Genomic DNA, 25,059 nt, shown 5'->3' on the forward strand with positions numbered 1-25,059 from the left:
GAGGCTATCTCGCTTCTGCGAAGCAAGTTCCGCTCCAACAATCAGTCGGCGGCCATGACCTCAAGCTTCAGAGCGGTCAGCCTGCGCAGTTCTCGACTGACATGTGCCTGAGCGAGGGCTCCGGCAAGGTTGGCGTCGTTGCTGACTATGGCTTCGAGAATCGCCTGATGCTCAACCCGCATCGCTGCGATATCCGGCTGGCCGCGATAGGGCAGCCACAGCAACTCACCCAGCTCGGCCTGTAGCCGTACCTCGTTATGGGTCAGCCGAACCGATTGGGCGGCTACCGCGATCTCGATGTGAAAGCGTGCATCCAGTTGTCGCTGCCGCTTCACGTCCACCTCCACGGCGAACTCCGCCAACAGCCGCGCTAGGCGCCGATGCTGATCGGCTCCTGCGCGTTTGGCTGCCAACTGAGCGGCCGCGCCGGATATCGCCACGTGCTCGTCGGCATGATCGCGCAGCTCCAGCGCCGTCAGCCGCTCCAGACGAGCGAAGAGTTCTGCGTCCGCTATCGCCGGACGCGCACGCACGAAACTCCCGCCGCCGCGTCCGCGGCGAGTTTCGATGATGCCCTGAGAACGTAGGTTGGCTAGCGCATCCCTCAAGGTGACCGGAGCGACGCCCAGTTGTGCGGCCAGGGTTGTCTCGTTTGGCAACTGCTCGCCCTCGGCCAGAAGACCCACCTCCACCATCTCGATCAAATGGCGAGTGACAGCCTCCGTTTTGCCCTCTTGGTTGAGGCGTATCAAGCTCGAAAACTGACTCATGAACCCCTCTGCTTACGATTTTCCAGACATGGCAGTGAGCTGCACCGAAAAGGTTGCCAAACCATATTTTATATTCTGATCACGTCATTTTCGCAGGCTCCGTTAGGCAAAATCGACCTAAAAATCGGCAGTTTTTTCATTTTCAGGACCATGAGTAAGCTTCTCAGGCTCTTAAAGATATGGTTCCATATGTTTAAGCGAGTGCCCACGTTATTCATAGGAGAACCTGTTATGAGCCTGCAGACACGCGCCGATTGGGAAGCAAAAGCCAAGAGCCTGAACATCGAAGGGCGGGCCTTCATCAATGGTCAATACGTGCCCGCCGTAGAGGGCGGCAGCTTCCCCTGCCATAGCCCCATAGACGGCCGTCAGCTGGCCGAGGTCGCCAGCTGTGCCTTGGCCGACGCCAACCTGGCCGTAGCCAATGCTCGTGCCGTTTTCAATGCCGGCACCTGGTCGAAGTGCCCTCCGGCCGAGCGCAAGGCTACTCTGCTGCGTTTCGCCAACCTGCTGGAGGAGCACCAGGAAGAGCTGGCATTGCTGGATACCCTGGACATGGGCAAACCCATCGGTGACAGCCTGGCGGTGGATCTGCCGGGCTCGATCGATGCGATTCGCTGGAGCGCGGAAGCGATCGATAAGGTCTACGATGAAGTCGCCCCCACGGCCCCCGACCAACTTGGACTCGTCACCCGCGAGCCGGTCGGAGTGGTAGCCGCCATCGTGCCCTGGAACTTCCCACTGATGATGGCCGCGTGGAAGCTCGGGCCGGCACTGGCGACGGGGAACTCGGTCATCCTCAAGCCATCGGAGCGCTCGCCGTTGAGCGCTATCAGAATCGCTGACCTGGCGATCCAGGCTGGTCTGCCTGCTGGTGTACTAAACGTATTGCCCGGCTATGGACATACCGTAGGCGAGGCCCTGGCTCTGCACATGGATGTGGACACTGTGGTTTTCACCGGCTCGACCAAGATCGCCAAGCATCTGCTGACCTGCTCGGGTCGGTCGAACATGAAGCGTGTCTGGCTCGAAGCGGGCGGCAAGAGTCCCAACATCGTTTTCGCCGATGCCCCTGATCTGCATGCTGCCGCCGAAGCGGCCGCCGGTGCCATCGCCTTTAACCAGGGTGAAGTCTGCACCGCCGGATCACGCCTGTTGGTGGAGACGAGCATCAAGAGCGAATTTTTGCCCTTGGTTGCAGCGGCGCTGGAAGCCTGGAAACCAGGCAACCCACTCGACCCGGGGACCAATGTCGGAGCGGTGGTGGACTCCCGTCATCTTGAGCAAGTGCTGGGCTACATCGAGTCGGGTAAGGCCGAAGGCGCCCAGGTCCTCACTGGTGGCGTGCGCGTGCTGGAAGAAACCGGCGGCGTCTACGTTGCGCCCACGCTCTTCGCCGGGGTGAACAACGCCATGCGCATTGCCCAGGAAGAAATCTTCGGTCCGGTGCTGTCGGTCATTGAATTCGACACCCCGGCAGAGGCCATCGCAATCGCCAACGACACCCCCTACGGACTGGCGGCCGCACTCTGGACGCGTGATATCAGCAAGGCACACCAAACCGCGAAGGCCTTGAGGGCCGGTAGCGTCTGGGTCAATCAGTACGACGGCGGAGACATGACTGCGCCCTTCGGCGGCTTCAAGCAGTCCGGCAACGGTCGCGACAAATCGCTGCATGCCTTCGACAAATACACGGAAATCAAGGCGACTTGGATCAAGCTCTGATCCCGCTGCACTGCCGCACTGAACAATCAATAAAGTAAAGGATTGAAGGCTCGCAATGAACAGCTCTCTTGATAAGTCTGCAGCATTGGATGCGGATGCTGAGCAACTGAAGGCGCTAGGCTACACGTCCAATTTCGACCGTAGCATGAGTCTCTGGCAGAACTTCGCGCTTGGCTTCACCTACCTTTCGCCCGTGGTTGGGGTGTACACGCTGTTCGGTCTCTGTTTGGCGGCTGGGGGGCCGCCAATGTTCTGGTCTTATTTGCTGGTCGGAATGGGACAGATGCTGGTGTGCCTCGTGTTCTGCGAGGTCGTCTCGCAATATCCGATTTCGGGCGGCGTTTATCCCTGGGCGCGTCGGCTAGTCGGCAAGAAATGGGCTTGGATGGTGGGTTGGATATATGCCATCTCCCTGTGCGTAACGGTAGCCGCCGTCGCCTTGGGAGCGGGACCTTACATCGCCAACCTGTTGGGCTTCGAATCGACACCTATCACCAACACCTTGGTGGCCCTGACGCTGACCGCAATCGCCACGCTGCTGAATCTGAGCGGTACTCAGTTGCTGGCCAGGGTCGCCATGTTCGGCTTCATCTGCGAACTTGTAGGCGCCATCGCCATTGGCGGCTACCTGTTGATATTCGAACGACACCAATCGATCTGGGTGCTTTTCGATACCTTTGACATTTCCATAGATGGCGCCTACTGGCCGGCCTTCCTGACCGCCGCCCTCGCCGGTATGTTCCTGTACTACGGCTTCGAGGCCTGCGGTGACGTCGCCGAGGAAACGCCCAATCCGAGTCGGCAGGTCCCCAAGGCCATGCGCATGACCATCTGGATCGGCGGGGCGGCCTCCATGTTCGCGGCGATAGCCCTGATTCTCGCGGTACCAGACGTTCGCGCGGTCATCACCGGCGCCGACAAGGATCCGATGACGACGATCTTCAGCTCGGCCTTCGGCCCGACCGGCGCTCGTGTCGTAATGGCGATCATTACCGTCTCGTTCGTGTCCTGCGTTTTGAGCCTGCAGGCCTCGGCCAGCCGCCTGCTCTACTCTTACGCCCGCGACGAGATGGTGATGGGCAGCGGACTGCTCAAGAAGCTCTCACCCGCCACCCACGTACCCACTGCTGCCCTGGTGGTCTGTGGTGTGCTTCCCGCGCTAATCGTCTGCGTGGGTTTCTATCTGCAGAACGCGGTCGCCCTAGTAGTGAGCTTCGCTGCCGTGGGTATCTATCTCGCCTTCCAGATGATCGTCTTGGCTGCGCTGTACGCAAGGCTTCGCGGCTGGAAGCCCAAAGGACAATTCACTCTGGGCCGTTGGGGCTGGCTGGTGAACATCGCGGCTCTTTGCTACGGCCTCTTCGCGATCCTGAACATGTCCTGGCCGCGGACCCCTGAAGCGGCCTGGTACGTCAACTACGGCATACCCCTGGTGGGCGGGATCACCCTGGCCATCGGCATGGCCTACATGCTGCTGTTCCGCCCACATGCGCGGAGTTCGGCACCTGCCGGCGATGCCTGGAAGAACTGACTCTACGCGGCCCCCTGATTGATGGGGCCCCATAACCTCTGACCACCGGAGTTACGCCATGCTGAAGCATCACATGCAGCGTCTGATCCTAGGGATGATCCTTGCACTGGCTACGCAGCTCTGCTTTGCCAAACCTGCGCAAGACTCTCTTCCAACCATCCACGCCTACATGGCCGCCTGGAATGACCACGATGCCGAAAAGGCCGCCAGCTTCTTCGCCGAGGATGGTGAATTTCTCGACTCTTCGGTTGGCACGCCGCAAAAGGGAAGGGATGCCGCTCGGGACAACGTGATCAAGGTCTTCATGACCGCAGTGCCTGACCTGCGTTGGCAACTCGTTGGTACCCCAGTCGTACAAGGCGATAGCGTCGCCTTCGAATGGCAATTCGATGGGAAAAATACGGGTCCCTGGAGTACGGAGCTACCGGCGACCAACAAGCCGCTGAAATTCAATGGCGTCAGCCTCATCCGCTTGAAGGACGGCAAGATCGTCAGTCAGCACGACTACTACGATGCCCTCGGCTTCAACCGACAACTCGGCTGGTAGTGGTCCTACCTATCAGTCAGCTCTCTCCTACCAGAGTTTTCCTTCATGAATTCCACGTCGTCAAAACTGCATCAGGCAGATATCCAGCATCACCTGCATCCCTATACCAATGCCCGCCTGCACCAGGACACGGGGCCCATGATTATCGAGCGGGGTGAAGGGGTGCATGTCTATGACACCCAGGGCAAACAATATATCGAAGCCATGTCAGGCCTATGGTCGGTCGCCTTGGGATTCAATAATCAACGTTTGATCGATGCGGCAACCGCTCAGTTGCAGCAGCTACCTTTTTATCACCTGTTCAGCCACAAGGCCCACGCGCCCAGCATCGAATTGGCAGAGAAGCTGATCGAGATCGCGCCGGTGCCCATGAGCAAGGTCTTCTTCACCAATTCAGGTTCCGAAGCTAACGATACCGTCGTCAAAATGCTGTGGTACCGCAATAACGCCCTTGGCAAGTTCGCCAAGAAGAAGATCATCAGCCGTAAGAGCGCCTATCACGGCATCACCACCATCAGCGCGAGCCTTACCGGGTTGCCTGCCAACCAGCGCGGTTTTGATTTGCCTCTCGCGGGTTTTTACCATGTCGGCTGCCCACATCACTATCGCTATGGCCTACCAGGGGAAAGTGAAGAGCAGTTCGCCGACCGTCTCGCCAATGAATTAGAAACCCTGATCCAGCGAGAAGGTGCCGAGACGATCGCCGCCTTCTATGGCGAACCGCTCATGGGCGCCGGTGGCGTCATTGTCCCACCCCGTACTTACTGGCAAAAGATCCAGGCGGTTTGCCGCAGGCATGACATCCTCATCGTGGCGGACGAGGTCATCACTGGTTTCGGGCGTACCGGCAAGCTGTTCGGTTGCGAAACCTTCGACATAAAGCCCGACATTCTGGTACTTTCCAAGCAGCTGTCGTCTTCCTATCAGCCCATCGCCGCCATCCTGCTCAACGAGGACGTGTACCAAGGCATCGCCGATCATAGCGGCGTCCTGGGTACCTTCGGTCATGGCTTCACCGGCGGCGGTCACCCCGTGGCGACTGCGGTAGCTCTGGAAAATGTGAAGATCATCCAAGAAGAGCGTCTAGTAGCTCATGCCGCCGAGATGGGCGAGTTCCTGCTTGGCCAACTCCGGGCGTTTGAAAGCCATCCCCTGGTAGGTGAGGTGCGTGGCGTTGGCCTGATCGCTGCGATGGAGTTAGTAGGGCACAAGGTGCGAAAGACCCCGTTAAACGGTACACCCGGGTTACTGGGTAAATACCTCGTTGATCGTATGCAGGAAAATGGAGTGATCAATAGAGCGATTGGCGACGCTCTAGCGTTTTGCCCGCCCCTGATCTCCACCCAAATTGATCTCGCTCAAATCATATCCAGCTTGGAAAAGTCGTTGGATCAGACTTACGCCTGGAGTATCCAGCAATGAAAGCGTAAACAGCGAACCGCCCGCTAACATCCAAGATCGGCATTCGGCCCGCAATACTCCAGGCTATGCGCTGGTAATACTAGGTGCCAGCGCATATTTTCTCGAGAGTCTGAATATCGACCCGGGTTTTATGAAAGGCATAGCGCTCTTAAAATCTTCATCGACAAGAGCTGCCGCGCGGCCGGGACATATGAAAAATAGATATCTTTAAAGCGCAATATTGGCAGAAGTAAATCTTGTTTGAAGGCGGTCACTAATGCCCCTTCTTTAGAACTCGGCCCCTTTAAAGGGTCGCTCCCCCTAACATTTCATTTGACACGCGCCAGGTAATCCAATATGTCCATACGCTCCGTCAGGACAATTATTAGTCTCTATGCCAGCGGCAGCGTGCTCGCAGTAGTAACGGCCTTGACAAGCTATGTTCTGTATTCGGGTTCGCAGACTCAAATCCTGATTGAGAAGCATGCCTCTCAACTCGCCTACAAAAGTGCCCAAGAACTCATCGGCGCCCAGGCTCAGGCAACAGCGAATTATATTGGTAAGAAGCTTGAAGAGCCATTGCTGACTGTCTCGAATCTTGCACAGTTGAATGCTCAGCTAGGTAGAGCTGACGACTCAAAGCTAAATTTAGATCGAAGCGCCATTTCGCACATACTAAAAGAGACCCTTGCCAACAGTCCCAATCTTCTAGACATCTATGCAGGATGGGAGCGTAATGCTTTCGATGGCGCCGACAGCCAGTATGCCGGGCTAACGGCGCAAGGTTACGATGCGACTGGGCGTTTTATGCCGTGGTGGTATCGCAAACCCGAGAGCGGCTACGAAGTAGTCCCGCTCGGCGAGATCCTCGATAGCAAAACGATCCTCTCTACGGGCGTAGGTGAAAATGTTTTCTACACCTGCCCGCAACAAAGTCTGAAAGCTTGCGTGATCGACCCTGCTCCCTATGAAATCAATGGGCAGCAGATATTGATGTCCTCCTTCAATGCACCCATCCTGGTCGATGGCACCTTCCGCGGGGTGATAGGTGCAGACCTATCCTTGGACTTCATTCAAAAGCTTCTGGAAGCGGCAAACAAACAGCTGTACGACGGCGCCGGCAGCATTGCCTTGATCGCTAGCCAGGGCACGATAGTCGCCAATACCGCCAACGCCGAGAGCCTCGGCAAGCAGGCGAAGGAAGTGCTCGGCGGAGCTGCCAAAGAACTTCGCCAGCTAGAGGACGGCGTCACCAGACGTTTCGACGACAAGCAGGATCTCTACCAGGTATATTTACCGTTGCGCCTTGGTAATAGCTCGACCGTCTGGACACTGCTGGTACAACTTCCCCGCAGCGCAGTCCTGGCCGATCTTCAGCAACTGCTACAGGCTCTTACCCAGCAGCGCTACAGCGATATTGTCGGCATGATGCTGGTGGGTCTAATCGTTGCCGCCCTCGGCTTGCTGCTGCTTTGGGTCATCAGTGGTTATATCGCTCGCCCCTTGCGCAGGATGGTCGCCATGCTGGATGCCGTTGCCAAGGGCGAAGGCAATCTGACACAGCGACTGCAGGTCAATCGTCGCGACGAACTGGGGGCCATCGCTACTGGCTTCAATACCTTCCTGGCCTCCCTGCAGCATCTCATCAAACAGCTGGTACAGTCGGTTGGGGAAGTGAGCGACAGCGCCCAGCACACCTCCGACATCGCACGCCGGGTACGCGATGGCATGCATCAGCAGTTGCTAGAAGTCGATCAAGTAGCGACCGCCATGCACGAGATGACCGCTACGGCTCACGATGTCGCCCGTAATGCCGGAAACGCGGCCAAGGCCACCCAAAAGGCGACTGCTGCGGTCCACGACGGCCAGCAGGTGGTTCAGCAAAGCGTGCAGGAGAGCAGCAGGCTGGCCCAAGAGATCGAACTGGCCGTGGAGCAAGTTCAGCGGGTCGCGCACGACAGCGTTAGCATCGGCTCCATTCTCACCACCATCAATGGCATTGCCGCCCAGACCAGCCTGCTGGCGCTCAACGCCGCCATTGAGGCTGCGCGCGCTGGTGACCAGGGGCGAGGTTTCGCCGTGGTGGCTGACGAAGTGCGGAGCCTGGCACAGAGGACCCAGGTGGCTACGGGTGAGATCCATGACATGATCCAAAAGCTCCAGTCGGGAGCCCGCGAAGCGGTAGAGGTGATGCAAAGCAGTCGGGAGCAGACCATCCAACAGGTAGAGCAAACCGAAATTGCTCGTGTAGCGCTGCAAACAATCCTCGCGGAGGTCAAGGATATCAGCGACATGAATCTCCAAATTGCTAGTGCAGCTGAGGAGCAGAGTGCTGTTGTAGAGGACATCAATCGCAACATGCTCAACATAGGGGAAGTAGCGCATTCAGTTAATAATCATGTCGAAGAGGCCTTAACCGCAGGCGATCAACTTAGCGATCTAGCATTAAAGCAAGCAAAATTATCTGCGCGTTTCAGGGTATAGAGGGCTTGAGCTTGACTTGACGCTAAGCCTGACTATTAATGCCTCAATTGCCTGCCGACAAGGTGAGCGATGTATTTAATTCGGTTTCCGCCGCGTGCTTGGCGATCTCGTCAGCGGACCAAATGGCGTGGATAGGCCCCCAGGCCTCGCCATCCCACAGTTCAGAGGCGCGCCACCCCTGACGCTGCAAGTCGGCCAGAGCGGCAACTAGGCCGGTGTGTTCGGTGACGGGGTGAATGACGGAAGTGGATTCGTTGTTTATATGCAGCTCCTCGGACGAAGAGCTGCCCAGAGGGTCAACCCCTCTGGGTTGTGTTGAGTGTTGCTACAAGTCTTCCAGCGCCATGAGGCCCTGGGTGACACGCAGCAAATGGGTACAGACGCGAATCTCTACGGGCTGTTCAGATCCACCTTGGTAGTGAAGCTCGGCTATCAAGCGTTCCTGGCCTTTGTAAGCCCCGAATACCTTGAAAAGCTGCGCTAACAAAACGGGAGGGTCGAAATCAAGATCGCGGGTATATCGAACTTGGCGGAATCCTTTCAGGTATTCGGCGAAGTCCGCTGCAGTCATAGAGGTGTGCTGGCGTAAAGGATTGCCATCGTCATCGATCTCATCACCGAGGTGATCGAAGGACATCGAGTAGAACAGCCGGGGTTTGTGGCCTAGCGCTCGATAAAAAGTAAGGGCTTGCCCGGCAGCCTGAAGGCTCACGACCGCGTATTCGACGCATCCTGAAATCACAACGTTATATGGCATGGTTCACATCCTGTTGAAGGCGCAGCATAGCAATCGTTAGCTAGCTGGCAAATACCAAGAAGCGTCGGAGCCATACCCCACCGGGGGCAAGCCCCGGGTGGGTGAAGGTTCAATCAGGCGTTCAGCAGCGCAAGCACGTGCGGCCGCCAGGCTTTGTGGACCAGCCGCCCCTTGAGTAGGTCAGCGTCGGTGTCTAGCAGTCGCGAGGTACTGAAGTTGTCCCAGCCGTGTTGGAACGCAGAGCGCGAACGCAACAGCTGGATCTGAGCCAGCACCACCTTCTCTTCCTCGGCCGTGCGGCAGGGGTCAATCCAGTCGATGCGGCGGCTCTCACGATCCACCTTGCCCGCCATGACCAGGTGGCCGTGGCGATCGGAAACGGAGATCCGTTTCGGGTAGAAAGTAAGCGCTGCTGCAGGTATCGGATAGCGGTCTTGTCGGACTGCGTCCAGGGCGATGGGCAGGATGTCATCGAGCAGGCCGCAATGGCCGAGCTGGACGTAGCCATCGATGTGGAAGGTGCCGCGGCCGGAGTCTTCAAACAGCTCCATCGACCCATGTAGGAGGATGGTGAACTGCCGCTCGAAGAGGTCTTGGCGAAGAGAGGTACCAGGTGCGTACGGGTTGCTGACGAATGCCTGGCCTTCGAAGTGTTGAATAATCAAATCCATGATGCCTCCAACGTCCTGGGATCCATCATGCCCTCAAGGGATGATGAATCCCTTAAGGGTAGATTTCAGCTCGTCAGATGCTCAGCGAATGCCGAGTCCACTTCCCTGAGTTAAGTGCATTTTCTGCAGCCTTGTGGCTGCGGAAGTATTCGGTCGACTCGCGACTGAAGGGCATGCCCTCATCGTCCACGGTGCCCAGGTAGAAACCACGCTGTGATTTCAAAACCTGCAACGGGTAGTTGTTGCTGACGTCATCGAGATCGAACTTGCTGTGAGCAGGTGCGGTATTGGTAGCCATGGGGCCTCCAAAAGACAAAGGCGCCCGAGGGCGCCTATAGGGTGTGGTCAGTCAGGCCTGGACGCGGTCAGCGCTGGTGGCGTTCATCTCGAACAGAAACCAGGCGTTGTCGCAGAACAGGTCGCTGCTCAGCAGCTCTTCGGTGACGTCGTCATAGGAGACTTCGGCAACGATGGGCAGGGCGGGCAGCTCGGACTTGATGGTGGCGATGACTTGCATGATGGGCTCCAAAATTCAGCTAATGGAGATCACCATGCCCCGGTCCGGGTATGGTGCCCCCGGATGGGTGTGCGAAGAGAAAGGTGGCAAAGCCGAGGTAGAGCAGGGGCGCCCGGTGGGCGCCTGGAAGAACTGGGTGAATTAAGCGGCCGATTGGTCGCTGTCATCCCCTTGATCCGTACCTTGCTGCTCAGCCGGGGCTGCGTCGCGCGGTTTGGCTTCGTAGACGAACTCACCTTCTACTTTGATCCAGCCGATGTACAGAAGGCGACCTTTCAGGCTTGCGCCGTGTTGTCCCTGCTTCGGTCCGGAAGAGTAGGTGAAGGGATCAGCCCAGCAATCGCCGATGCGGAAGGACACGAGGACCTTCTTCTCAGCGTTGACGGCTTCAATGCAACGACGAACCAGCTTTTCAGCTTCGGCGCCGACGACATTGCAGTCGATGTAGCGGTATTCCACCGCTTCTTTGCTGCCGCACAGGGCTGCTACGGTGACGGCCAAAAACGGCTTGGCGCCTCTGCCTTTGGGTTTCACGTCGCGGATGCGGTTGAGGTAACCGATACCGGTGGTGTGCAGGTCGAAGTATTGGCTTTCGTTGGCTTGGTTGCTCATGGTGTATCTCCAGTTTCAATAGGTGAAAACGGAGAACACCTTGCCCGGGAGGGGAAGAGTATTCCCCGCGTGGGTGGGTGTAGCCAGAAAGGGTGGTGCCAGGTCAGTGCATGAATTTCATCGCGGCCAACAGAACGCCGACAGCAGTAGAAATCATGACGCCCATGCGGATGGTGAGCTTGAGTTCGAGCTGTGCGAGATCAGCCTTGGTAGCAAGGTGAGTTTGCATATCGGACTCCAGAGCATCGACAACAGCAGTTGCTTTGTCATCAGGGACATCGATGGAACGCAATGCCTGGTACAACGCAAGACCGCTTTTCATGGAAGGTCTCCAGGTTGTGACGGAGACCGGCCCTGACGGGTAGTCCCGTCGAGGGTGGGTGGAAGGTGCATTCATCAACCGGGGGTGCCGGTCAATCGTTCGCGCTACCGAATGCTTAGCGAACTTGGGTTTGGATCAATGCGCTTGGAGCGCATCGCAGTCATGAGATCCGAGACTGCCTGGGGCATGTTGCTGACAACGTCAGCGGCATACACCCTCAGAATGTTCAGGGCCGTATCGCTTGTCAATACCCTGGAAATGAAAAAGCCCTCCGAGGAGGGCTTTGGTAGAGCGGTGCATCAATGCGAGCGAATCAGCTTCAACGCCTTGTGTTTGACGTTGGGCCAGTCTAGCCAGACAGGCGTACCAACACAGACAACCAGCAGCACTGACAACATGGTGATCCCAAAGGCGGTCTGACTCATGTCATTCCTCCGAGGTGAAGTAGATGCCTACGAGCCAGATTATAACACCTGCCGCTATGGCGTAAGCCGTTAGCAGCCGATGATCGCTCAGGAAGACACCCACTAGACCAGCGGCTACCGAGGTAGTGCCGATCTTGCGAAGGTCTTCAGCGGCCGCAGCCAGTTTCTTTGAGGTCATGGTTTTCCTTGATCAAGGGGATGAAGTCAGGAAAACCGCCCTGACGGGAGGTTTCCCGACAGGGGTGGGCAAGGTGTGAATCAGCTGGCCAGCGCGACCTCAGGGTCGAACGGGGCGATCAGCTGGTCCAAGGAGCCCGGACGCAGCACACGAGGTGCTGGCGACTGGACAGGTTCAGCGACAGAAGCAGCAGCCTTGGGTTTGCGGGGCTTGCGCTCGCGCTTGGGCTTTTCAGGCTGGGCTTCCTGGGTGTTTTGCTTGAACCAGGTGTTGAGGTCGATCGCGTTGCGGCGAACGAACGCTGGGACGTGATCCATCTCCTCGAGCACAGCAGCCGATACGATCGGTTGCGGGAACTCGACTACACGACGTTCAGCCGGTGCTATGGACGGACGCGCAGCACGTGCCTGGGCTTGGGCATTACGCACGGAGCGAATGATTTCACGCAGGGCAGTACCGACGGATTCGCCAAAGCGATAGCTCAGGGTAGGGGTGGTCATGGTGTTTCTCCTGCAGGTGAGTAATGCGGAGAAACACTGATCCCGGGCGGGGGAGTGTGTCCCCGCTGGGTAGGTAGAGCAGATGTGTAAGGTGCCTCCATCAACCGGTAGAACCGGTCAACCGTTCGCGCCTCCGGAAGCTTGGCGAACTATGGGTGTGGATCGACGTGGGTGGCCACGTTGCAGTCTTGAGATCCAGAACTGCCTGGGCATGTTGCTGACGACGTCAGCGGAACATGGGGCAATCATCAGAGGCGGCAGATAGGGCTGTCAAGCGGAAGGAGGGCAGAGCAAGGGAGGAGCGGAAGCGGCGGTAGAGCGGGGAGGAGATGAAAGCAGGAGAAGCGCGCCAGGCGCAGCGCTGGGTCTAGCAGCAAGGCGCCTCGGCGAGGGTGAGGCTAGTGGAGCTCAAGAGAAAGATGCCACCTGTGAGCGTGAACACCGGCGCTGGTGGTCCCTGGGCATTGACCTACCGTCCTGATGATCGTCGCATTCACCCGACCCGTTATCGTGGCTAGGGCCAGTAATCGCAAGGCACGCATCCGCGCACAAAGGGATCCCATTTTTGCGCCGGCGGGCACCGGCAGAGAGGAGGGCTACCCGAGGGGTAGCCTCGTCCACCAGGCGATGCCGAGAGGACCAGGCTACCCTTCGAATGCAGCTGAAGGGGAGGAACAGTGTGGGCCAACACACCAGGTCGGCCCGAAGTACAGTGTGCACCGAACCTTCTGTGAGCCCTATGTGCCTGTAAACCCGCTTATCACGAAGTTAGACGGCTGCGTGTCAGCTGCGGAGCAGGGAGACACAGGGAGAGCATCACGCAAAGATCTACACGCCCTACCCGATGCTTAGCGTGCTCTTGGGGGTGGAGCTTCAGGACCAGGTCGAGAAACTCCGGGGTTGCCGCTGATGACCGCCAGCGCGCGAGCGGGGTGGAACGCTTGCATTATGGGGCTGTGACCGTGACAAAGGCAAGAAAGCTCCCGCCGGCCCTGGAGCCTACGCCGAAGCGCTGCTGCGCTTGGCTTTTCCTGGGCCGCCCTTGCCTTTCCCTTTTGACGTTTCGATGTTCACAAGGCCCTTGCAGTCGGGGTAGCGCAGGCATGACCAGAAGTCGCCGCTCTTGCCTTTTCGCTGCGCCATTTTGCCCTGGCAGAGCGGGCAGGAAGGACCCTCCGGGACCTTGATGTTGAGCGTGGTCTGGCGGTACTGGGCGACCAGCTTGCCGATCCACGCGCCCTGCTTGGCGATGAAGTCGTCCAGCTGCATGGTGCCGGCCTCGATCATGTCCAGGGCCTGCTCCCAGATAGCGGTAGTGCCCGGGTCGGCCACTGCCGGCGGCACCGCGGCGATCAGCGAGACGCCGGCGTCGGATGCCCGCACTGCCTTGCCCTTCTTAAGCAGGAACTCACGATCGATCAGCCCCTGGATGATGCTCGCCCGAGTGGCCTCGGTGCCGATGCCCGTGGTCTCTTTGAGTTTGGCGGCCAAGCGCGGGTCGGTCACCAGCTTTGCCACGGTCTTCATGGCCTTGATGAGATCGCCTTCGGTGTAGGGCTTGGGTGGTTGCGTCTGCTGCGCCTTGAGCTGGGCCTGCTGCACCTGGGCGCGGGAGGCGTTCTGCAGCGGCGGCAGGATCTGTGAGCGGTCCTTCTCCTTGCTGTCCTCATCATCCTCAGCGGCAGGCCCGGCCTGGAACAGCGTTTTCCAGCCAGGTACAACGATGCGCTTACCCACCGCCCGCAACGCCACCTGGTTGCAGTCGAAATCCGCCACCGTCCGGTCGAACTCGTGGTGGGGCATGAACTGGGCGAGGTAGTGCGTGCGGATCAAGCTGTAGACCGCCCGTTCCTTGTCGCTCATTGCCGCCAGGTTGGCGGGCTCCAGGGTCGGGATGATGCCGTGGTGCGCGGTGATCTTGGCGTCGTTCCAGGCACGCGAGCGCTGCGCCGGATCGATGCTGGCCAGCACCGGGGCAATGGACGGATCCGTGCGCCGGATCGCCTCGAGCACGGCCGGCACCTCCGGCAGCATGCTGGTGGGCAGGTAGCCGCAGTCGGTCCTGGGGTAGGTCGTCGCCTTGTGCGTCTCATACAGCGCCTGGGCGACGTTCAGGGTCTCCTGAGCCCCGAGCCCAAGCTTCTTCGAGCATATCTCCTGCAGCGTGCCCAGATCGAAGGGCAGGGGGGCCACCTCTTTGACACGTTCGGTCTCGACCGAGACGGCGATGGCGGTAGACCCGGCCGTGAGGCGCGCCTGAGCGGCCTGGGCATGGCGCTGGTCCAGGCAGCGCCCCTCGTCATCGGTGATGTCGCGGGCAGGTCGCCACTGGGCGGTGAAGGTCTGGCCGTTGGCGGCCAGCAGCACGTCCAGGCTCCAGAACGGCACGGGGACGAAGTGGGCGATCTCCCGATCGCGGTCGACCACCAGGCGCAGTGTAGGCGTCTGCACCCGTCCTACCGACAGCACCCCGCTGTAGCCGGCCTGGCGGCCGAGAAGGGTGAACAGCCGGGTAAAGTTCATGCCGATCAACCAGTCTGCTCGGGAGCGCGCCAGTGCCGAGTGATACATCGAGAAGGTTTCGGCCCCGGGCTTGAGGCTCGCCAGGGCCTGGCGGATCGAGGCGTCGTTGAGCGCCGAGAGCCACAGTCGCTGGACTGGGCCGCGGTAGCCGCAGTGCTCCAACAGCTCGCGGGCGATCATCTCGCCCTCGCGATCGGCATCGGTGGCGATGACCAGTTCGGTCGCTTCCTTGAGCACTGCCTTGACCGCCTTGAACTGGCTGCTGGTCTTGGGCTTGACCTCGACCTTCCAGTTCACCGGCAGAATCGGCAGAGCTTCCAGGGACCAGGCTTTGAGCTGCGGATCGTAGGCCTCGGGCGGCGCCTGCTCCAGGAGATGGCCGATCCCCCAGGTCACCACCACCCCCTGACCGCGAATGCAGCCCTCACCGCGCCCAGTGGCGCCGAGCACCCGGGCAATGTCCTTGCCCTGGCTGGGCTTCTCGCACAAAAACACACGCATGGGATTCCCCTGTAGATGGCCGAGTGGCTTACAGAGGAACCGTGCCTGGAGCCGCATGAGACGTCAGCGCGGAACCGCATCTGGCTCCGGAACGGTTGGGCGAAGTCGCTACTGATAGGCGAGCGCTGAGCCGTTGGGAATGGTTGGGGGGACAACGACACCCATGTTGCCGCTGATGGGACTCTGCAGCGTGCTGGCTACAACCGTGCCGATCGCTTGAGACTGGGTCAGGTCGACCATCTTGCTGACCAGGCCATTGGGCGGCGTGGGATAGTAGGTGAAGCTCTGGCCGGCGTTCACATAGCCGGAGACGTTCGGCAGCTTGCGATACCAGGTAGGCAGTGCCAGGACAGAATCGGCCGGCGCGCCGGTGACGGTCGGATTGGCGTGCGCGTACTCGGCCAGGGCATTGCGATAGGTGAGGAGGTTGTAGGCGATCGCCGAGACGTCAGCGCGGGCCTGGGTCTGCTCAGCGTTGTCCTGCAGGTAGAAGAGCGAGGCGGAGCCGGTGAGCGCGAGGAAGGCCAGCAGCCAGGTGAAGTTCATGCGAGCTCCAGAAGCGGGCCATGCTGGACATGGCCCGCCGTCGCAGCTTAGGCGTAGGCCACAGCGTGGTCAGCAGTGACACCGGTCAGGGTGATCGTGTCGATCTCGGCCGACTTGGGCATGGAGGCCTGCAGGGCTTCGATCTTGGTCAGCGCGTTGCTGGCATTGGTGACGCCACTCAGGATGCCGGACAGATCGACGCTGCCGCCATCCCGATTGAGCTGGGCGGCGTACTTGGCCACCGAGATCCGGGCCTGGACATAGGTGGCATCGCTCTGATGCTCCAGCGCCGCCTGCAGATAGGTGGCCAGGAAGTTGTCCCGGGGCGAGCCGTTGTTCAGGTCATTGACCCACCAGGACTGCCCAGCAGCGTCAGGCCCACGGCCCAGAACGTTGTTGTAGAGGTAGTCGACGTAGGCGCTGTTGCTCATGCTGCTGCCTTTCTCGCCATTCTGCGAGCCGGCGGTATACATGGTGGCGGTGATCTCTTGGATCGCAGCGGTATTGCTCAGTCCCTTGGAGGACAGCGCCGCCAGGTCATGCGCCCAGTAGTTCAGGCCGGCAAAGTCCGGAGCGCGGCTGAACGATGCAACATAGACGCCCACCAGGAAGTCGGCTTGATCACTGGTAATGCCGGAGAAGCTCAGGCTGGCCGAGGGCAAGCCCGACCCGTCGAAGTGAGGAATATTCTGTTTGATCTGGTCGATGCTGGGAGTTGCGGTCTTTTGCTCTGCCGCGACCAAACCAGTCGTGAAGTCGGTCCGTGACAGGGTGCCCGTATTGATCTGGGTTACCAAGTTAGCCTTGGTAGCAGCGTCCGCGGACGGATAAAGCACATCTACAACCATTGAGGCAGGAATTTTATTTACAAACTGGGAAGGGCTTGCCGCATCTCCTACTGTAGGAACAAATCCCGGAAACTTACTTCCGTATGCGGCTAGTCCATATATGAAATAAGTCATGGATTGGTTGTAGGCGTATTCAAAGCCTTTTACCGGGAGTGTGGCATCAAACGACGACAGGATCTCCCCCTTCAACGATGGTTGACTGCCTAAATAAGTATCGAAAGCGTATGCGATATTAGCTTTTGCTTGCGCGATGTTCATGATACTGCTCCTGACTCATCAATAAATTTCGCAGTACTTACCAGATCCTACGACGTATCTGGCACGTGCTCCCGATCCGTATCCGTAGCGGCCATAAGCTGCATTTTGGCATTCTGTGTTAGCCCGGTCTATACCACCTTGGCCTGCTTCGTCATTTTGTTGGGCTGCTTGATAGATAGTTGGCCTTAAAGCAAACCAAGCTCCGGCGTAGTCATATCCCCCAGAGTTTCTTTGAAGCTCGCCCAGCCAATAATTATAGCCGCCAACGTCAGGACACCGGCGTGCCTGACCGAAACCCGTGTAAGTGCCAATTAATTGGCCTCTATAGGTATCGGGTACTTGTGAGACGTTGTTATAACCAGGATCACCGGCCCCGCAAATCATCGCCGTCAAAGGGAATTGATCGCCAGGCGATGGTCCCGGCGGCGGCGGGGGTGGCGGTGGCGTCGGCGGGATCCTGCAAGGCTGCCAGCCGGTGCCCTCGTCGCAGGTGACCTTCTGCCAGGTCAGGCCACCGCCAGAGCTGGGCGCACTCGGCACTTCTGTCCATACTTCTGCCGTGACTAGGCCAGCCCACAGCAGAAGCGTCAGCCCGGCAGCCCAGGCTTTCGCGATTCGCCTACTTGCAGACATAGAGCACCCGCTGTGCATCGAAGGCGAGTGAGCCGCCCCCTGTGCTCGTGCAGGTTCCGCCGGCGGATACGGCCTGGTTGTACCAGCGCACTGGGCGTACCCACACGCCGTTCTGGCACGCCAGACTGAAGCCGGCCGCGTCGCGGGCGAGCAGGCCCGAGGTTTGGCAGCTCGCGCCTTCCGTTGCCGCCTGTCCCAGCAGCAGGTACTCACCTACCTGGGTCCGCCCGTCAGAGGCTAGGGTGCCACCGCGGATCTGCCCCGCGGTGTAGACGCTCTTGTCGCCATAGGCCCGAACGAAGTTCGAGTCGCTCATGTACCAGCCGCCGCCCCATTTCTCGCTGTACCAGCCACCATTTTCCTTCGTCCTGATCCAGCCTCCGATCCTGGCATCGTTGGTGATCTCGGCGTTGTCCGCCGTGAGCTTGGCCGAGGCCGTGATGTTCTTGCCGTAGATGTCGCCGGTGGTCTTGATGTCCTTGGCCGCCGTGATGGCGCCGGCATTGACGATGTCCTGGGTACCCATGTCCAGGGCGGTATTCATCCGGTTGAGCTCGGGATGGTTGGGCATGGCGTTACGGTATAGGTAGTCGTTGGCCAGAGTGCCGTCCTGCAGGAACAGCGCACTGGCCACGTGCCCGGCCCCGGGGCTGGTGCCGTAGTTGGAGAGGGCTACCTGCCAGCCGCCCCGAATGCCCTGGACCACGCCGGTTGCGTCGTTGGCGATGAAGCCGCCCGGGGCGCCGAGGTTCTCGGCGAGCTCCCGGGCGCCGATCTCGTCCAGGGTCTGGCCGCCCTGGGTCAGCACCAGGGATTCGAGCTGGTTCGCTGCTGGCTTGCGCGCTAGGACGACAAAGGTCTGGCCGAAGACATTGGTGTCGGCGAACCCCGTAGGGAGGTAATTGGTGTTGCGCAGCATGGCCACGGTGATCTGCGCCGGTGTGGTCGCGCCGGCCGAGGCCGACACGGCCGTGAAATTGTCTTTCAGGTACTTCGCCGCGGCGTCAGCCACCTGCTGTTGCTGCTGGGCGGCGATCTGGTAGTTCTGCGAGTCCATCCGCTTGGCCATGAGCTCGATGCCCATGGTGGTCATCAGGGCCAGCGCGACCAGCCCGAACAGCATTTCCACGGCGATGAAGCCACGCGAGCGGATCATCATGTCCAGTAACTCCTCTGAGATTGCTGCTCGGCTTCCTGGTCGAGCTGCTGGATGCGGTTGGTGCGGATCTTTTCGCGAATGGCGGGCCCTTCATCGGCGGTCAGCAGCAGGCTGCGGACCTTAAGCGTCGAGATGCCGCCCTGGGTCCCCAGTGCCTGCACCATGACGGCTACCAGGCCCTGGGCGAGGATCGCGCGGGCATTGGGGATCTCCGGCTCTGCCAGTTCCGCAATGCGCTCCACCGCCTGGGCGATGGAGCCGGCGTGCAGGGTGGCGATGATGAAGTGGCCGTTGATGCTCGCGCGTACCGCCTGGGCCGCCGTGGGGGTATCGCGGATCTCGCCGATCAGCAGGAGGTCGGCGCCGGTACGCAGGGCGCGTATCAGTGCCTCCTCGTAGCCCTGCTGGCGGGTCACTGGGATCTGGATGCAGCGGCCGGCGCCGTGCGTGCCGTGAAGCGCCGTCTCCGGTGGATCCTCGACGGCCAGCGCGAAGCCGCCGTGCCGCGCAAGCCGTGCAGCCAGCAGCGATGCCGCGCTGCTGGTCTTGCCGGTACTCATCTCGCCGCAGAACAGCACCAGGCCCCGGGTGGTGGGGGCCAGGAGCGCCTCGACCACCTCGTTGGCATAGCCGAGCATGGGAAAGGCGCGCAGGCAGGCGTTGGATTTGCGCAGCACGAAGACGCTGTCGCCGTAGGCATCGGGGATCTGCGTCACCCGCAAAACCACGTTGTCCTCGATCACCGAAAATTCCGGCTGGTGGTCCTGGGCGAAGCGCTGCAGGCAGCGCTCGCGCAGCGCCTGCAGCTCCTCGGTCCAGCTGGCGGGCGCCTCGACGCGCAGGGCGGCCGCGCCCGCCAGGCCCTTCACGTCACTGAAGGACTTGCCCAGGTAGAGATCCACGAACTGCGCCTCGCTGATCAGACTCATGGACCACTCAGTACACGGTCCAGGCGAGGGTGTTGCCCGTGTCCTTGCTGCAGCCCGAGGTGGCCGCGGCGGAGTCGACCTCGCCGGTGATGGCGGTGCCGCTGTTGATCGCGGTGGTGGCCTTGGAGCCCCGGCTCATCTTGCTGGCCAGGCTGATGCAGGCGTCCTGCGGCAGACCGTTCTCGGTGACGGTGAAGGTCATGCCGTTGCTGACAACCGTGACCGACCCGCCCCAGGCGTTATACAGCGCGCCACTGGAGATCGACATATTGGGTACGCCTTTGACGGCGATCAGCTGCGGCACCAGGTTGGTACTGGAGGCGCCATAGCCGGACATCCCCTTGAGCTTGCGGGTGTTGGCGATCAGCTGGCCGATGTTGCCCTGTTCGTTGCTCACGTCAGAGGTGCCCATCAGGGCGCTGCCGTTGTAAAGGGCGTAACCCACGCCGATCAGGACGACCAGCAAGACGAACATCATCTCGATGGACATATAGCCGGCCTGCCGGCGGCGAGAGGATGTGGAGCGGGTGGTGCAGACAGCGGAGGGGTCGGGGTACTGCATGGCGATAACCTCGGGGTTGATGAAAGGGTTCAACGTGCGGCTGTGGCGCTACCGGTCAGGCTGTAGGTCCCGATCATCACGAGGATCATCAGGCAGCCAATCAGGATGGTGGAGACGGTGCTGAGGGACTTGGTCATGCCGGCGACCTGCTTGAGCGAGGTCTCCAGCCAGCGCAGGCTGTAGCGATGGATCGCGGTGGCGAAGCTGCCGGTGGTCGAGAGCGCGACCAGGAACTGGATGGCCATCGGGTCAGGAAAACCATGCCCGGCCAGCTGCAGGGCGACGCCGAAGTTCTTGCCCTGACGGACGCCGTAATGCGCCGCCACCAGGCGCTCGCGCAGCCAGGGGTTGGCGCCCTTCATCAGGATCTCCAGCGCCTCGAGCTGGTTGATGTTCGAGCGCAGCATGACGGCCATGTTGAGCAGGAAGGTCGAGCCGTGCAGGGACTTATAGATCGACCAGGGCGGCAGCACCTCCAGCGGCCGGCGCAGCGGGCCGGTCAGGTAGGGCAAGCTCACCAGGCTGAGCACGATGACGATTACCGCGACGATCAGCGTCAGCAGGCCCCAGTCGTTGACGTAGGTGGCCAGGTGATAGAGCAACGCGGAGGCACCGGACCAGCTTTCAGGATCGGATGCCCGCTTCATGGCCGGGATGACGCGCGCGGCAATGACGTGCAGCAGGTAGGCCATCAGCCCCCAGGTGATGACGGGGTAGAAGGCCGCGCCCAGGATCAGCGAGCGCATGCGCTGGCTGGCCTCGATCATTCGCACGGCGTCATGGAATGCCTGGATCAGGTTGCCTGATCGCTCGCCGGTGCCGACCACGGCGCGCTCCTGATAGGGCATCCATCCCTCGCAGGCTTCGGCCAGCGACTGGCCATTGCGCACGCCCTTGCCGATCCCTTGGCAGGCGAGGGCGATCGGATGACGCGCCTTGCGCGACTTCTCCTGATAGATGGCGCCCACGCGCTCCAGCGCCTGGTCCAGATTGATGCCGTTCTCCAGCAGCGCTACCAGGCTTTCGTAGCACTGGATCCGCTCCTTGGCGCCAAATTGCTTGGCGTGCCAGGTATCGCTGAAGGTGCTAAAGGCATCCAGGATCTTAGCCAGCATGATCAGCCTCCTTGCCGGCGGCGTGCTCGAGCACGTAGCGGTCATTGTCCAGGGGGCCCACGACCTTTTCCGCCATGACCGGATCGACCAGGCCCTCGGCGATCTTCATCAGGGTATGGCGCAGCTTAGTGACGCCCCCCAGCTCCTTGACCCAGTAGTTGCGTGCCTCGGAGGCGCCCTCGTCGCGGAAGACCTGCATGAAGCGGTGGGTCGGCAGCAGGATCTCGGCGACCACCGTCCGGGTGACGATGCCCAGTCCGCGGCAGTTGTCGCAGCCATCGCCCAGCAGGTGGACGTTCTTGAGCGGAATCAGGCTGGCCAGACGCTCGAACAAGGCGCTGTCGATCCGGCGGCGCGAAGCCGGCGAGCTCAGGGGGATCCGGCAGTGAGGGCAGAGCACGGGCACCAGGGACTGGTTGATGATGCCGGTGGTCAGCGCGGGGTCGGTCGCCAGGCTCTGATCCACACCAAGGTCGACCAGGCGCTGCAGGCTGGCGATGGCGTTGTTGGTGTGCAGGGTGGACAGCACCAAGTGACCGGTCATGGCGCCGCGATAGGCAGCCTTGGCCGATTCCAGGTCACGCATTTCCCCGTACATGAGGATGTCCGGGTCCAGACGCATGCTGTTGGTGATGGCGTCGGCCCAGGTTTCGTCGGCGCCAAGCGCGGTCTGGTTGGCGTTGATCGGATACTCAGGCGGGTCCTCAACGGTGAGGATGTGCTTGGTCTCCTGGCACTCCTCGGCCATGAGGTTGATCATGACCTGCATTGACTTGGACTTGCCCGATCCGGTCGGGCCGGTGAAGAGGTTGATCCCATAGGGCAGGGTGCGAACACGCTGCAGCAGTTCACAGTGCTCGGGCAGAAAGCCCAGGTCTTCCACGCTGCGTTTGGTCTGGTCGTCGTACAGCAGGCGCAGCACCATCATCGGGCCGTCTGCCTTGGGACGGGTGGCGACGCGGGCCCCGAAGAGGCCCAGCTGATCGACGAAGCGACGGCTGACGCGGGCGTCCTGCTTGGTCTCGGGCTGGTAATGCTCCTCGGAGACGTCGCACATGGAGTTGTACAGCGCCGAACAGAGCTCCAAGCCGATCGAGGTCGGGATCTCGCTGTAGTTGGTCATCCGGCCATGTTCGCGGAAGCGAATCTTGGTGATCTCATGACCCAGCAGGAAGTGGATGTCGGAGGCCCCGCGCTGGTGGGCGATGCCCATGATGCGGATCACCTCCAGCTGACGCTGAGTGCTGTTGGCGCCGGCGGCTGCCAGACCAGTTCCTGCATTCTGCTCGGCGTCATACAGGCCCTTGATCACGCTCATCGTCACCAGCTTCACGGTGAAGTCGACGCCAGCGCGCTCCAGGCGATCCATGAAGGCCAGGACATAGGCGTCGGTCTGGTGAGCCTGAGACAGGTATAGCTCACCTCCTGCAGTCAGTGCGCAGAGCTGCCGTAGCTCAGCCGTAAGCGCCCAGCGGCCCCCGTCGATAGTCAGCAGCTCGCGATCGGCGCCGGTGGCGGCCGCATGCAGCTGCCTGGCGGTTTCTTCTGGCGCAATCAGCGTAGGCCGGGGCTTGGACTCCTGGTCTGCTAGCGAATGGATGGCGCTGCTCATATCAAGGCTCCTGCAGGGCGGTGGGCTCGCCAGCCGGAACCCCCGGCAGGGCAGATTCGGCGCCGGGCAGCGGCTGGCTGGCCACCGGCATCGACCCCGGTGCCTGGTCGGCGAAACCCAGCGGGAAACGGCGACCGCCGCGGCTGAGCTCGACGCCCTGCAGAGAGATCCCGGACAGGCTGTACCCGCCTGGCAGCAGGCCGCCGCCCATGCGGGCCTCAGCGGTCTGGCCGTTCGGGTAGAGCAGGGTGGCGCGCAGATCTCGGGGCGATCCATACAGCGTCTTCACCACCGGCAGGTACTCGGGGGCTGCGTTCCGCGCGCGCTGCGCCTGGTCGCTATGAGTGGACGCAACCGGTGCCACAGCAGGCGGCGGTGCGTAGGCCGGCAGGCTGGCAGTGCTGCCTTGTCCGGCGCTGGCCTTGGCCTGGTTCAGCTCGGCCTGCGCCTTGAAGAACAGCGTCTGGCTCTGCACGGCAGACAGCTCGCCGACGTTGATGCCACCTGTTTCAGCGGCGTGGGCGCCTTGGGCGGCCACAGCGATCGCGGCGATGAGCAGCAGACGAGAGAGGTCATTGGACATAGAGGTCTCCTGTGACCGACCACAGCAGTCGCTCACCTTGCAGTTGGGTCTTGATCTCGCGCAGCCGCAGGCCTGGTTGAACCAGGTCCTGGAGCATCACGGCGGGAGGTAGCAGGCTCTGGTACTGGAATTCGTAGTGCTTCCAATCCGGTGGCGGCGGTGCAGGCGGAACGGGTTGGCCCGGCAGAGCCGGTGGCGCCGGCGGGGTCACCGGCAGCTCGCGCACGGTCAGCTCGGTCTGTTGCCGATTGAAGTGCGACGTCAGGGCGGCCAGCGCGCTGCTGGCGGGTGCCAACGACTCATCGCCGGCCACGGCCAGCTGCAGGTCGCGCTTGAGCGCGGCGCTGTTGCCGGCGTCAAAGAAGCCCGGGTCGTCCGCGAAGTGGCCGGCAGTTACGGCGAGCAGGTCCAGCGCTGAGCTGGTGCCCGTGCGCTTGTACACGCTGGAGACCAGGGCGCCGTCGCACTGCGCCGAGTCGAACCGCCAGCCGGCCATGGCCAGCGGCAGGCTGTCGATCACCCCATTGCAGCCGGCGATGAAGGTGTCTGGAGCGATCTGCTTTGCCCAGGGATGGTCCAGGGCCTGCAGCGGCTGCTCCTTGCCAGTCTCCTTGCTCATGGCGGCCAGCTGGGCTTGCTGTTGGGCCGCTATCAGGGCCTGAGCCTCGCGCGCCTCGCCCTGCTTGTGGGACTGCCAGACCTTCCAGCCCGCAAAGCCACCCACGACCAGGACAGCCATAAGGCCTATCCGGGTGGCCTCGCCGGTCGAAAGACCCAGGGTGAGCTGACGCAGGCGGTAGTCGCGCTTGAGGTTGGCCGGTGCCAGCAGCGCCTCGATGTCCAGGACCTGGCCACCGCGGCCGAACTCCGCCGGCAGATACAGCTCGTCAAAGACCAGGCTACGGGCCAGCAGCTGATTCAGCTTGCGCTCGATCTCATCACGCGAGCCGACCCGATCGCTGCCGGGCACCACGGCGCCGTCGTGGACGGCCACCAGGGCATAGCGCTCGGCTTCCGGATCTACCGCCCAGGCCGCAAGCCACGAATTGCCCAGCTGGCCAGCCAGGGCTGCGGCGAGTGAGTACATGCCCTTCATGGCGCCGGCGCTGCGCGCGACGAAGCCGGCCTGGATCACCGAGCCTGAGTGGCGAATGGCGACGATGTCCATCTGATGCTCGCGACCATAGTCGCGGGCTTCCTTCATGTACTTGGTCAGGCTGCCCAGGGGGTGCCAGATCAGGCCGGTCACGAAGTCGCGGCCGTGGTAGTGCAGCACCTGCACGGTGCCGTCTGCCGCCGGTGCGGCAGCCGCTGCGCGCTTTCGCGAACCAAACAGGGACTTGGCCATGG

At 61.1% G+C, this 25,059-nt stretch carries 24 protein-coding genes and 1 pseudogene; 6 read left to right on the forward strand and 19 right to left on the reverse strand.

The features are described from left to right. Positions 1–41: 41 nt before the first annotated feature. The gene (locus POR01S_RS01155; protein ID WP_042133134.1) at positions 42–770 is read right to left on the reverse strand and encodes a FadR/GntR family transcriptional regulator; all 729 of its coding nucleotides are present in this window, start codon (positions 768–770) and stop codon (positions 42–44) included. A gap of 231 nt (positions 771–1,001) precedes the next feature. On the opposite strand from POR01S_RS01155, the gene POR01S_RS01160 reads away from it, so the two are divergent. The 6 genes and pseudogenes from POR01S_RS01160 to POR01S_RS24175 all read left to right on the forward strand — a co-directional run bounded on the left by POR01S_RS01160 (position 1,002) and on the right by POR01S_RS24175 (position 8,458). Then, positions 1,002–2,495, forward strand: coding sequence for an aldehyde dehydrogenase (locus POR01S_RS01160; protein ID WP_042133136.1), 1,494 nt, complete (start codon positions 1,002–1,004; stop codon positions 2,493–2,495). A gap of 55 nt (positions 2,496–2,550) precedes the next feature. Further along, positions 2,551–4,026: an APC family permease gene (locus POR01S_RS01165; RefSeq protein ID WP_042133138.1), complete on the forward strand. Its 1,476-nt coding sequence runs from the start codon at positions 2,551–2,553 to the stop codon at positions 4,024–4,026. Between the two features lie 58 nt (positions 4,027–4,084). Beyond that, positions 4,085–4,573: an ester cyclase gene (locus tag POR01S_RS01170; RefSeq protein WP_237141925.1), complete on the forward strand. Its 489-nt coding sequence runs from the start codon at positions 4,085–4,087 to the stop codon at positions 4,571–4,573. Between the two features lie 45 nt (positions 4,574–4,618). Continuing rightward, positions 4,619–5,995, forward strand: coding sequence for an aspartate aminotransferase family protein (locus tag POR01S_RS01175; RefSeq protein WP_042133140.1), 1,377 nt, complete (start codon positions 4,619–4,621; stop codon positions 5,993–5,995). A gap of 1,407 nt (positions 5,996–7,402) precedes the next feature. Then, a pseudogene (locus POR01S_RS24170) lies at positions 7,403–7,600 on the forward strand (HAMP domain-containing protein); the annotation flags it as partial. Between the two features lie 102 nt (positions 7,601–7,702). Beyond that, the gene (locus tag POR01S_RS24175) at positions 7,703–8,458 is read left to right on the forward strand and encodes a methyl-accepting chemotaxis protein (protein WP_420893610.1); all 756 of its coding nucleotides are present in this window, start codon (positions 7,703–7,705) and stop codon (positions 8,456–8,458) included. Positions 8,459–8,783: 325 nt separating this feature from the next. Here the strand turns inward: POR01S_RS24175 and POR01S_RS01185 are convergent, their stop codons facing one another. The 18 genes from POR01S_RS01185 to pilO2 form a co-directional block, all read right to left on the reverse strand. Then, on the reverse strand, positions 8,784–9,215 hold the full coding sequence (locus POR01S_RS01185) for a hypothetical protein (RefSeq protein ID WP_042133145.1): 432 nt from the start codon (positions 9,213–9,215) through the stop codon (positions 8,784–8,786). 113 nt (positions 9,216–9,328) lie between these two features. Further along, entirely contained in the window at positions 9,329–9,886 is a 558-nt protein-coding gene (locus POR01S_RS01190; RefSeq protein WP_042133147.1) for a hypothetical protein, read from the reverse strand. 73 nt (positions 9,887–9,959) lie between these two features. Then, positions 9,960–10,184, reverse strand: coding sequence for a hypothetical protein (locus POR01S_RS01195; RefSeq protein WP_042133149.1), 225 nt, complete (start codon positions 10,182–10,184; stop codon positions 9,960–9,962). Between the two features lie 51 nt (positions 10,185–10,235). Continuing rightward, the gene (locus POR01S_RS23775) at positions 10,236–10,403 is read right to left on the reverse strand and encodes a hypothetical protein (RefSeq protein ID WP_165904673.1); all 168 of its coding nucleotides are present in this window, start codon (positions 10,401–10,403) and stop codon (positions 10,236–10,238) included. 141 nt (positions 10,404–10,544) lie between these two features. Next, a complete protein-coding gene (locus tag POR01S_RS01200) occupies positions 10,545–11,015 on the reverse strand; it encodes an STY4534 family ICE replication protein (RefSeq protein WP_042133151.1) in 471 nt (156 codons plus the stop codon). Positions 11,016–11,118: 103 nt separating this feature from the next. Then, positions 11,119–11,337, reverse strand: coding sequence for a hypothetical protein (locus tag POR01S_RS01205; protein ID WP_042133154.1), 219 nt, complete (start codon positions 11,335–11,337; stop codon positions 11,119–11,121). A gap of 299 nt (positions 11,338–11,636) precedes the next feature. Beyond that, positions 11,637–11,762 carry a hypothetical protein gene (locus POR01S_RS23945; RefSeq protein ID WP_255211781.1) on the reverse strand — a complete coding sequence of 42 codons (126 nt, stop codon included), beginning with the start codon at positions 11,760–11,762 and terminating at the stop codon, positions 11,637–11,639. Positions 11,763–12,020: 258 nt separating this feature from the next. After that, positions 12,021–12,440: a hypothetical protein gene (locus POR01S_RS23780; RefSeq protein ID WP_042133159.1), complete on the reverse strand. Its 420-nt coding sequence runs from the start codon at positions 12,438–12,440 to the stop codon at positions 12,021–12,023. Positions 12,441–13,439: 999 nt separating this feature from the next. Further along, the gene (locus POR01S_RS01220) at positions 13,440–15,464 is read right to left on the reverse strand and encodes a DNA topoisomerase III (RefSeq protein ID WP_042133161.1); all 2,025 of its coding nucleotides are present in this window, start codon (positions 15,462–15,464) and stop codon (positions 13,440–13,442) included. Between the two features lie 108 nt (positions 15,465–15,572). Further along, positions 15,573–16,010 (reverse strand): type IV pilus biogenesis protein PilM, encoded by a 438-nt coding sequence (pilM, locus tag POR01S_RS01225; protein ID WP_042133164.1) that lies wholly within the window; start codon positions 16,008–16,010, stop codon positions 15,573–15,575. 47 nt (positions 16,011–16,057) lie between these two features. Further along, entirely contained in the window at positions 16,058–17,116 is a 1,059-nt protein-coding gene (locus POR01S_RS23255) for a DUF4214 domain-containing protein (protein ID WP_081319979.1), read from the reverse strand. Between the two features lie 619 nt (positions 17,117–17,735). Next, positions 17,736–18,908, reverse strand: coding sequence for a shufflon system plasmid conjugative transfer pilus tip adhesin PilV (gene pilV / locus POR01S_RS01235; RefSeq protein ID WP_052382601.1), 1,173 nt, complete (start codon positions 18,906–18,908; stop codon positions 17,736–17,738). After that, a complete protein-coding gene (locus tag POR01S_RS01240; protein WP_042133168.1) occupies positions 18,905–19,837 on the reverse strand; it encodes an ATPase, T2SS/T4P/T4SS family in 933 nt (310 codons plus the stop codon). Before POR01S_RS01240 ends, pilV begins: the two co-directional genes overlap by 4 nt. Before the next feature lie 7 nt (positions 19,838–19,844). Continuing rightward, on the reverse strand, positions 19,845–20,399 hold the full coding sequence (locus POR01S_RS01245) for a type 4 pilus major pilin (protein ID WP_052382602.1): 555 nt from the start codon (positions 20,397–20,399) through the stop codon (positions 19,845–19,847). Between the two features lie 29 nt (positions 20,400–20,428). After that, positions 20,429–21,514: a type II secretion system F family protein gene (locus POR01S_RS01250; RefSeq protein ID WP_042133169.1), complete on the reverse strand. Its 1,086-nt coding sequence runs from the start codon at positions 21,512–21,514 to the stop codon at positions 20,429–20,431. Continuing rightward, on the reverse strand, positions 21,504–23,126 hold the full coding sequence (locus POR01S_RS01255; RefSeq protein ID WP_042133172.1) for a GspE/PulE family protein: 1,623 nt from the start codon (positions 23,124–23,126) through the stop codon (positions 21,504–21,506). The genes POR01S_RS01250 and POR01S_RS01255 overlap by 11 nt, the downstream gene beginning before the upstream one ends. A 1-nt stretch (position 23,127) precedes the next feature. Then, positions 23,128–23,709 (reverse strand): type IV pilus biogenesis protein PilP, encoded by a 582-nt coding sequence (gene pilP / locus POR01S_RS01260; RefSeq protein ID WP_052382603.1) that lies wholly within the window; start codon positions 23,707–23,709, stop codon positions 23,128–23,130. After that, positions 23,699–25,057: a type 4b pilus protein PilO2 gene (gene pilO2 / locus POR01S_RS01265; protein WP_042133174.1), complete on the reverse strand. Its 1,359-nt coding sequence runs from the start codon at positions 25,055–25,057 to the stop codon at positions 23,699–23,701. Before pilO2 ends, pilP begins: the two co-directional genes overlap by 11 nt. Positions 25,058–25,059 lie beyond the last annotated feature (2 nt).

The organism is Pseudomonas oryzihabitans NBRC 102199 (assembly GCF_000730625.1).
In the GTDB taxonomy this organism is placed as follows: domain Bacteria; phylum Pseudomonadota; class Gammaproteobacteria; order Pseudomonadales; family Pseudomonadaceae; genus Chryseomonas; species Chryseomonas oryzihabitans.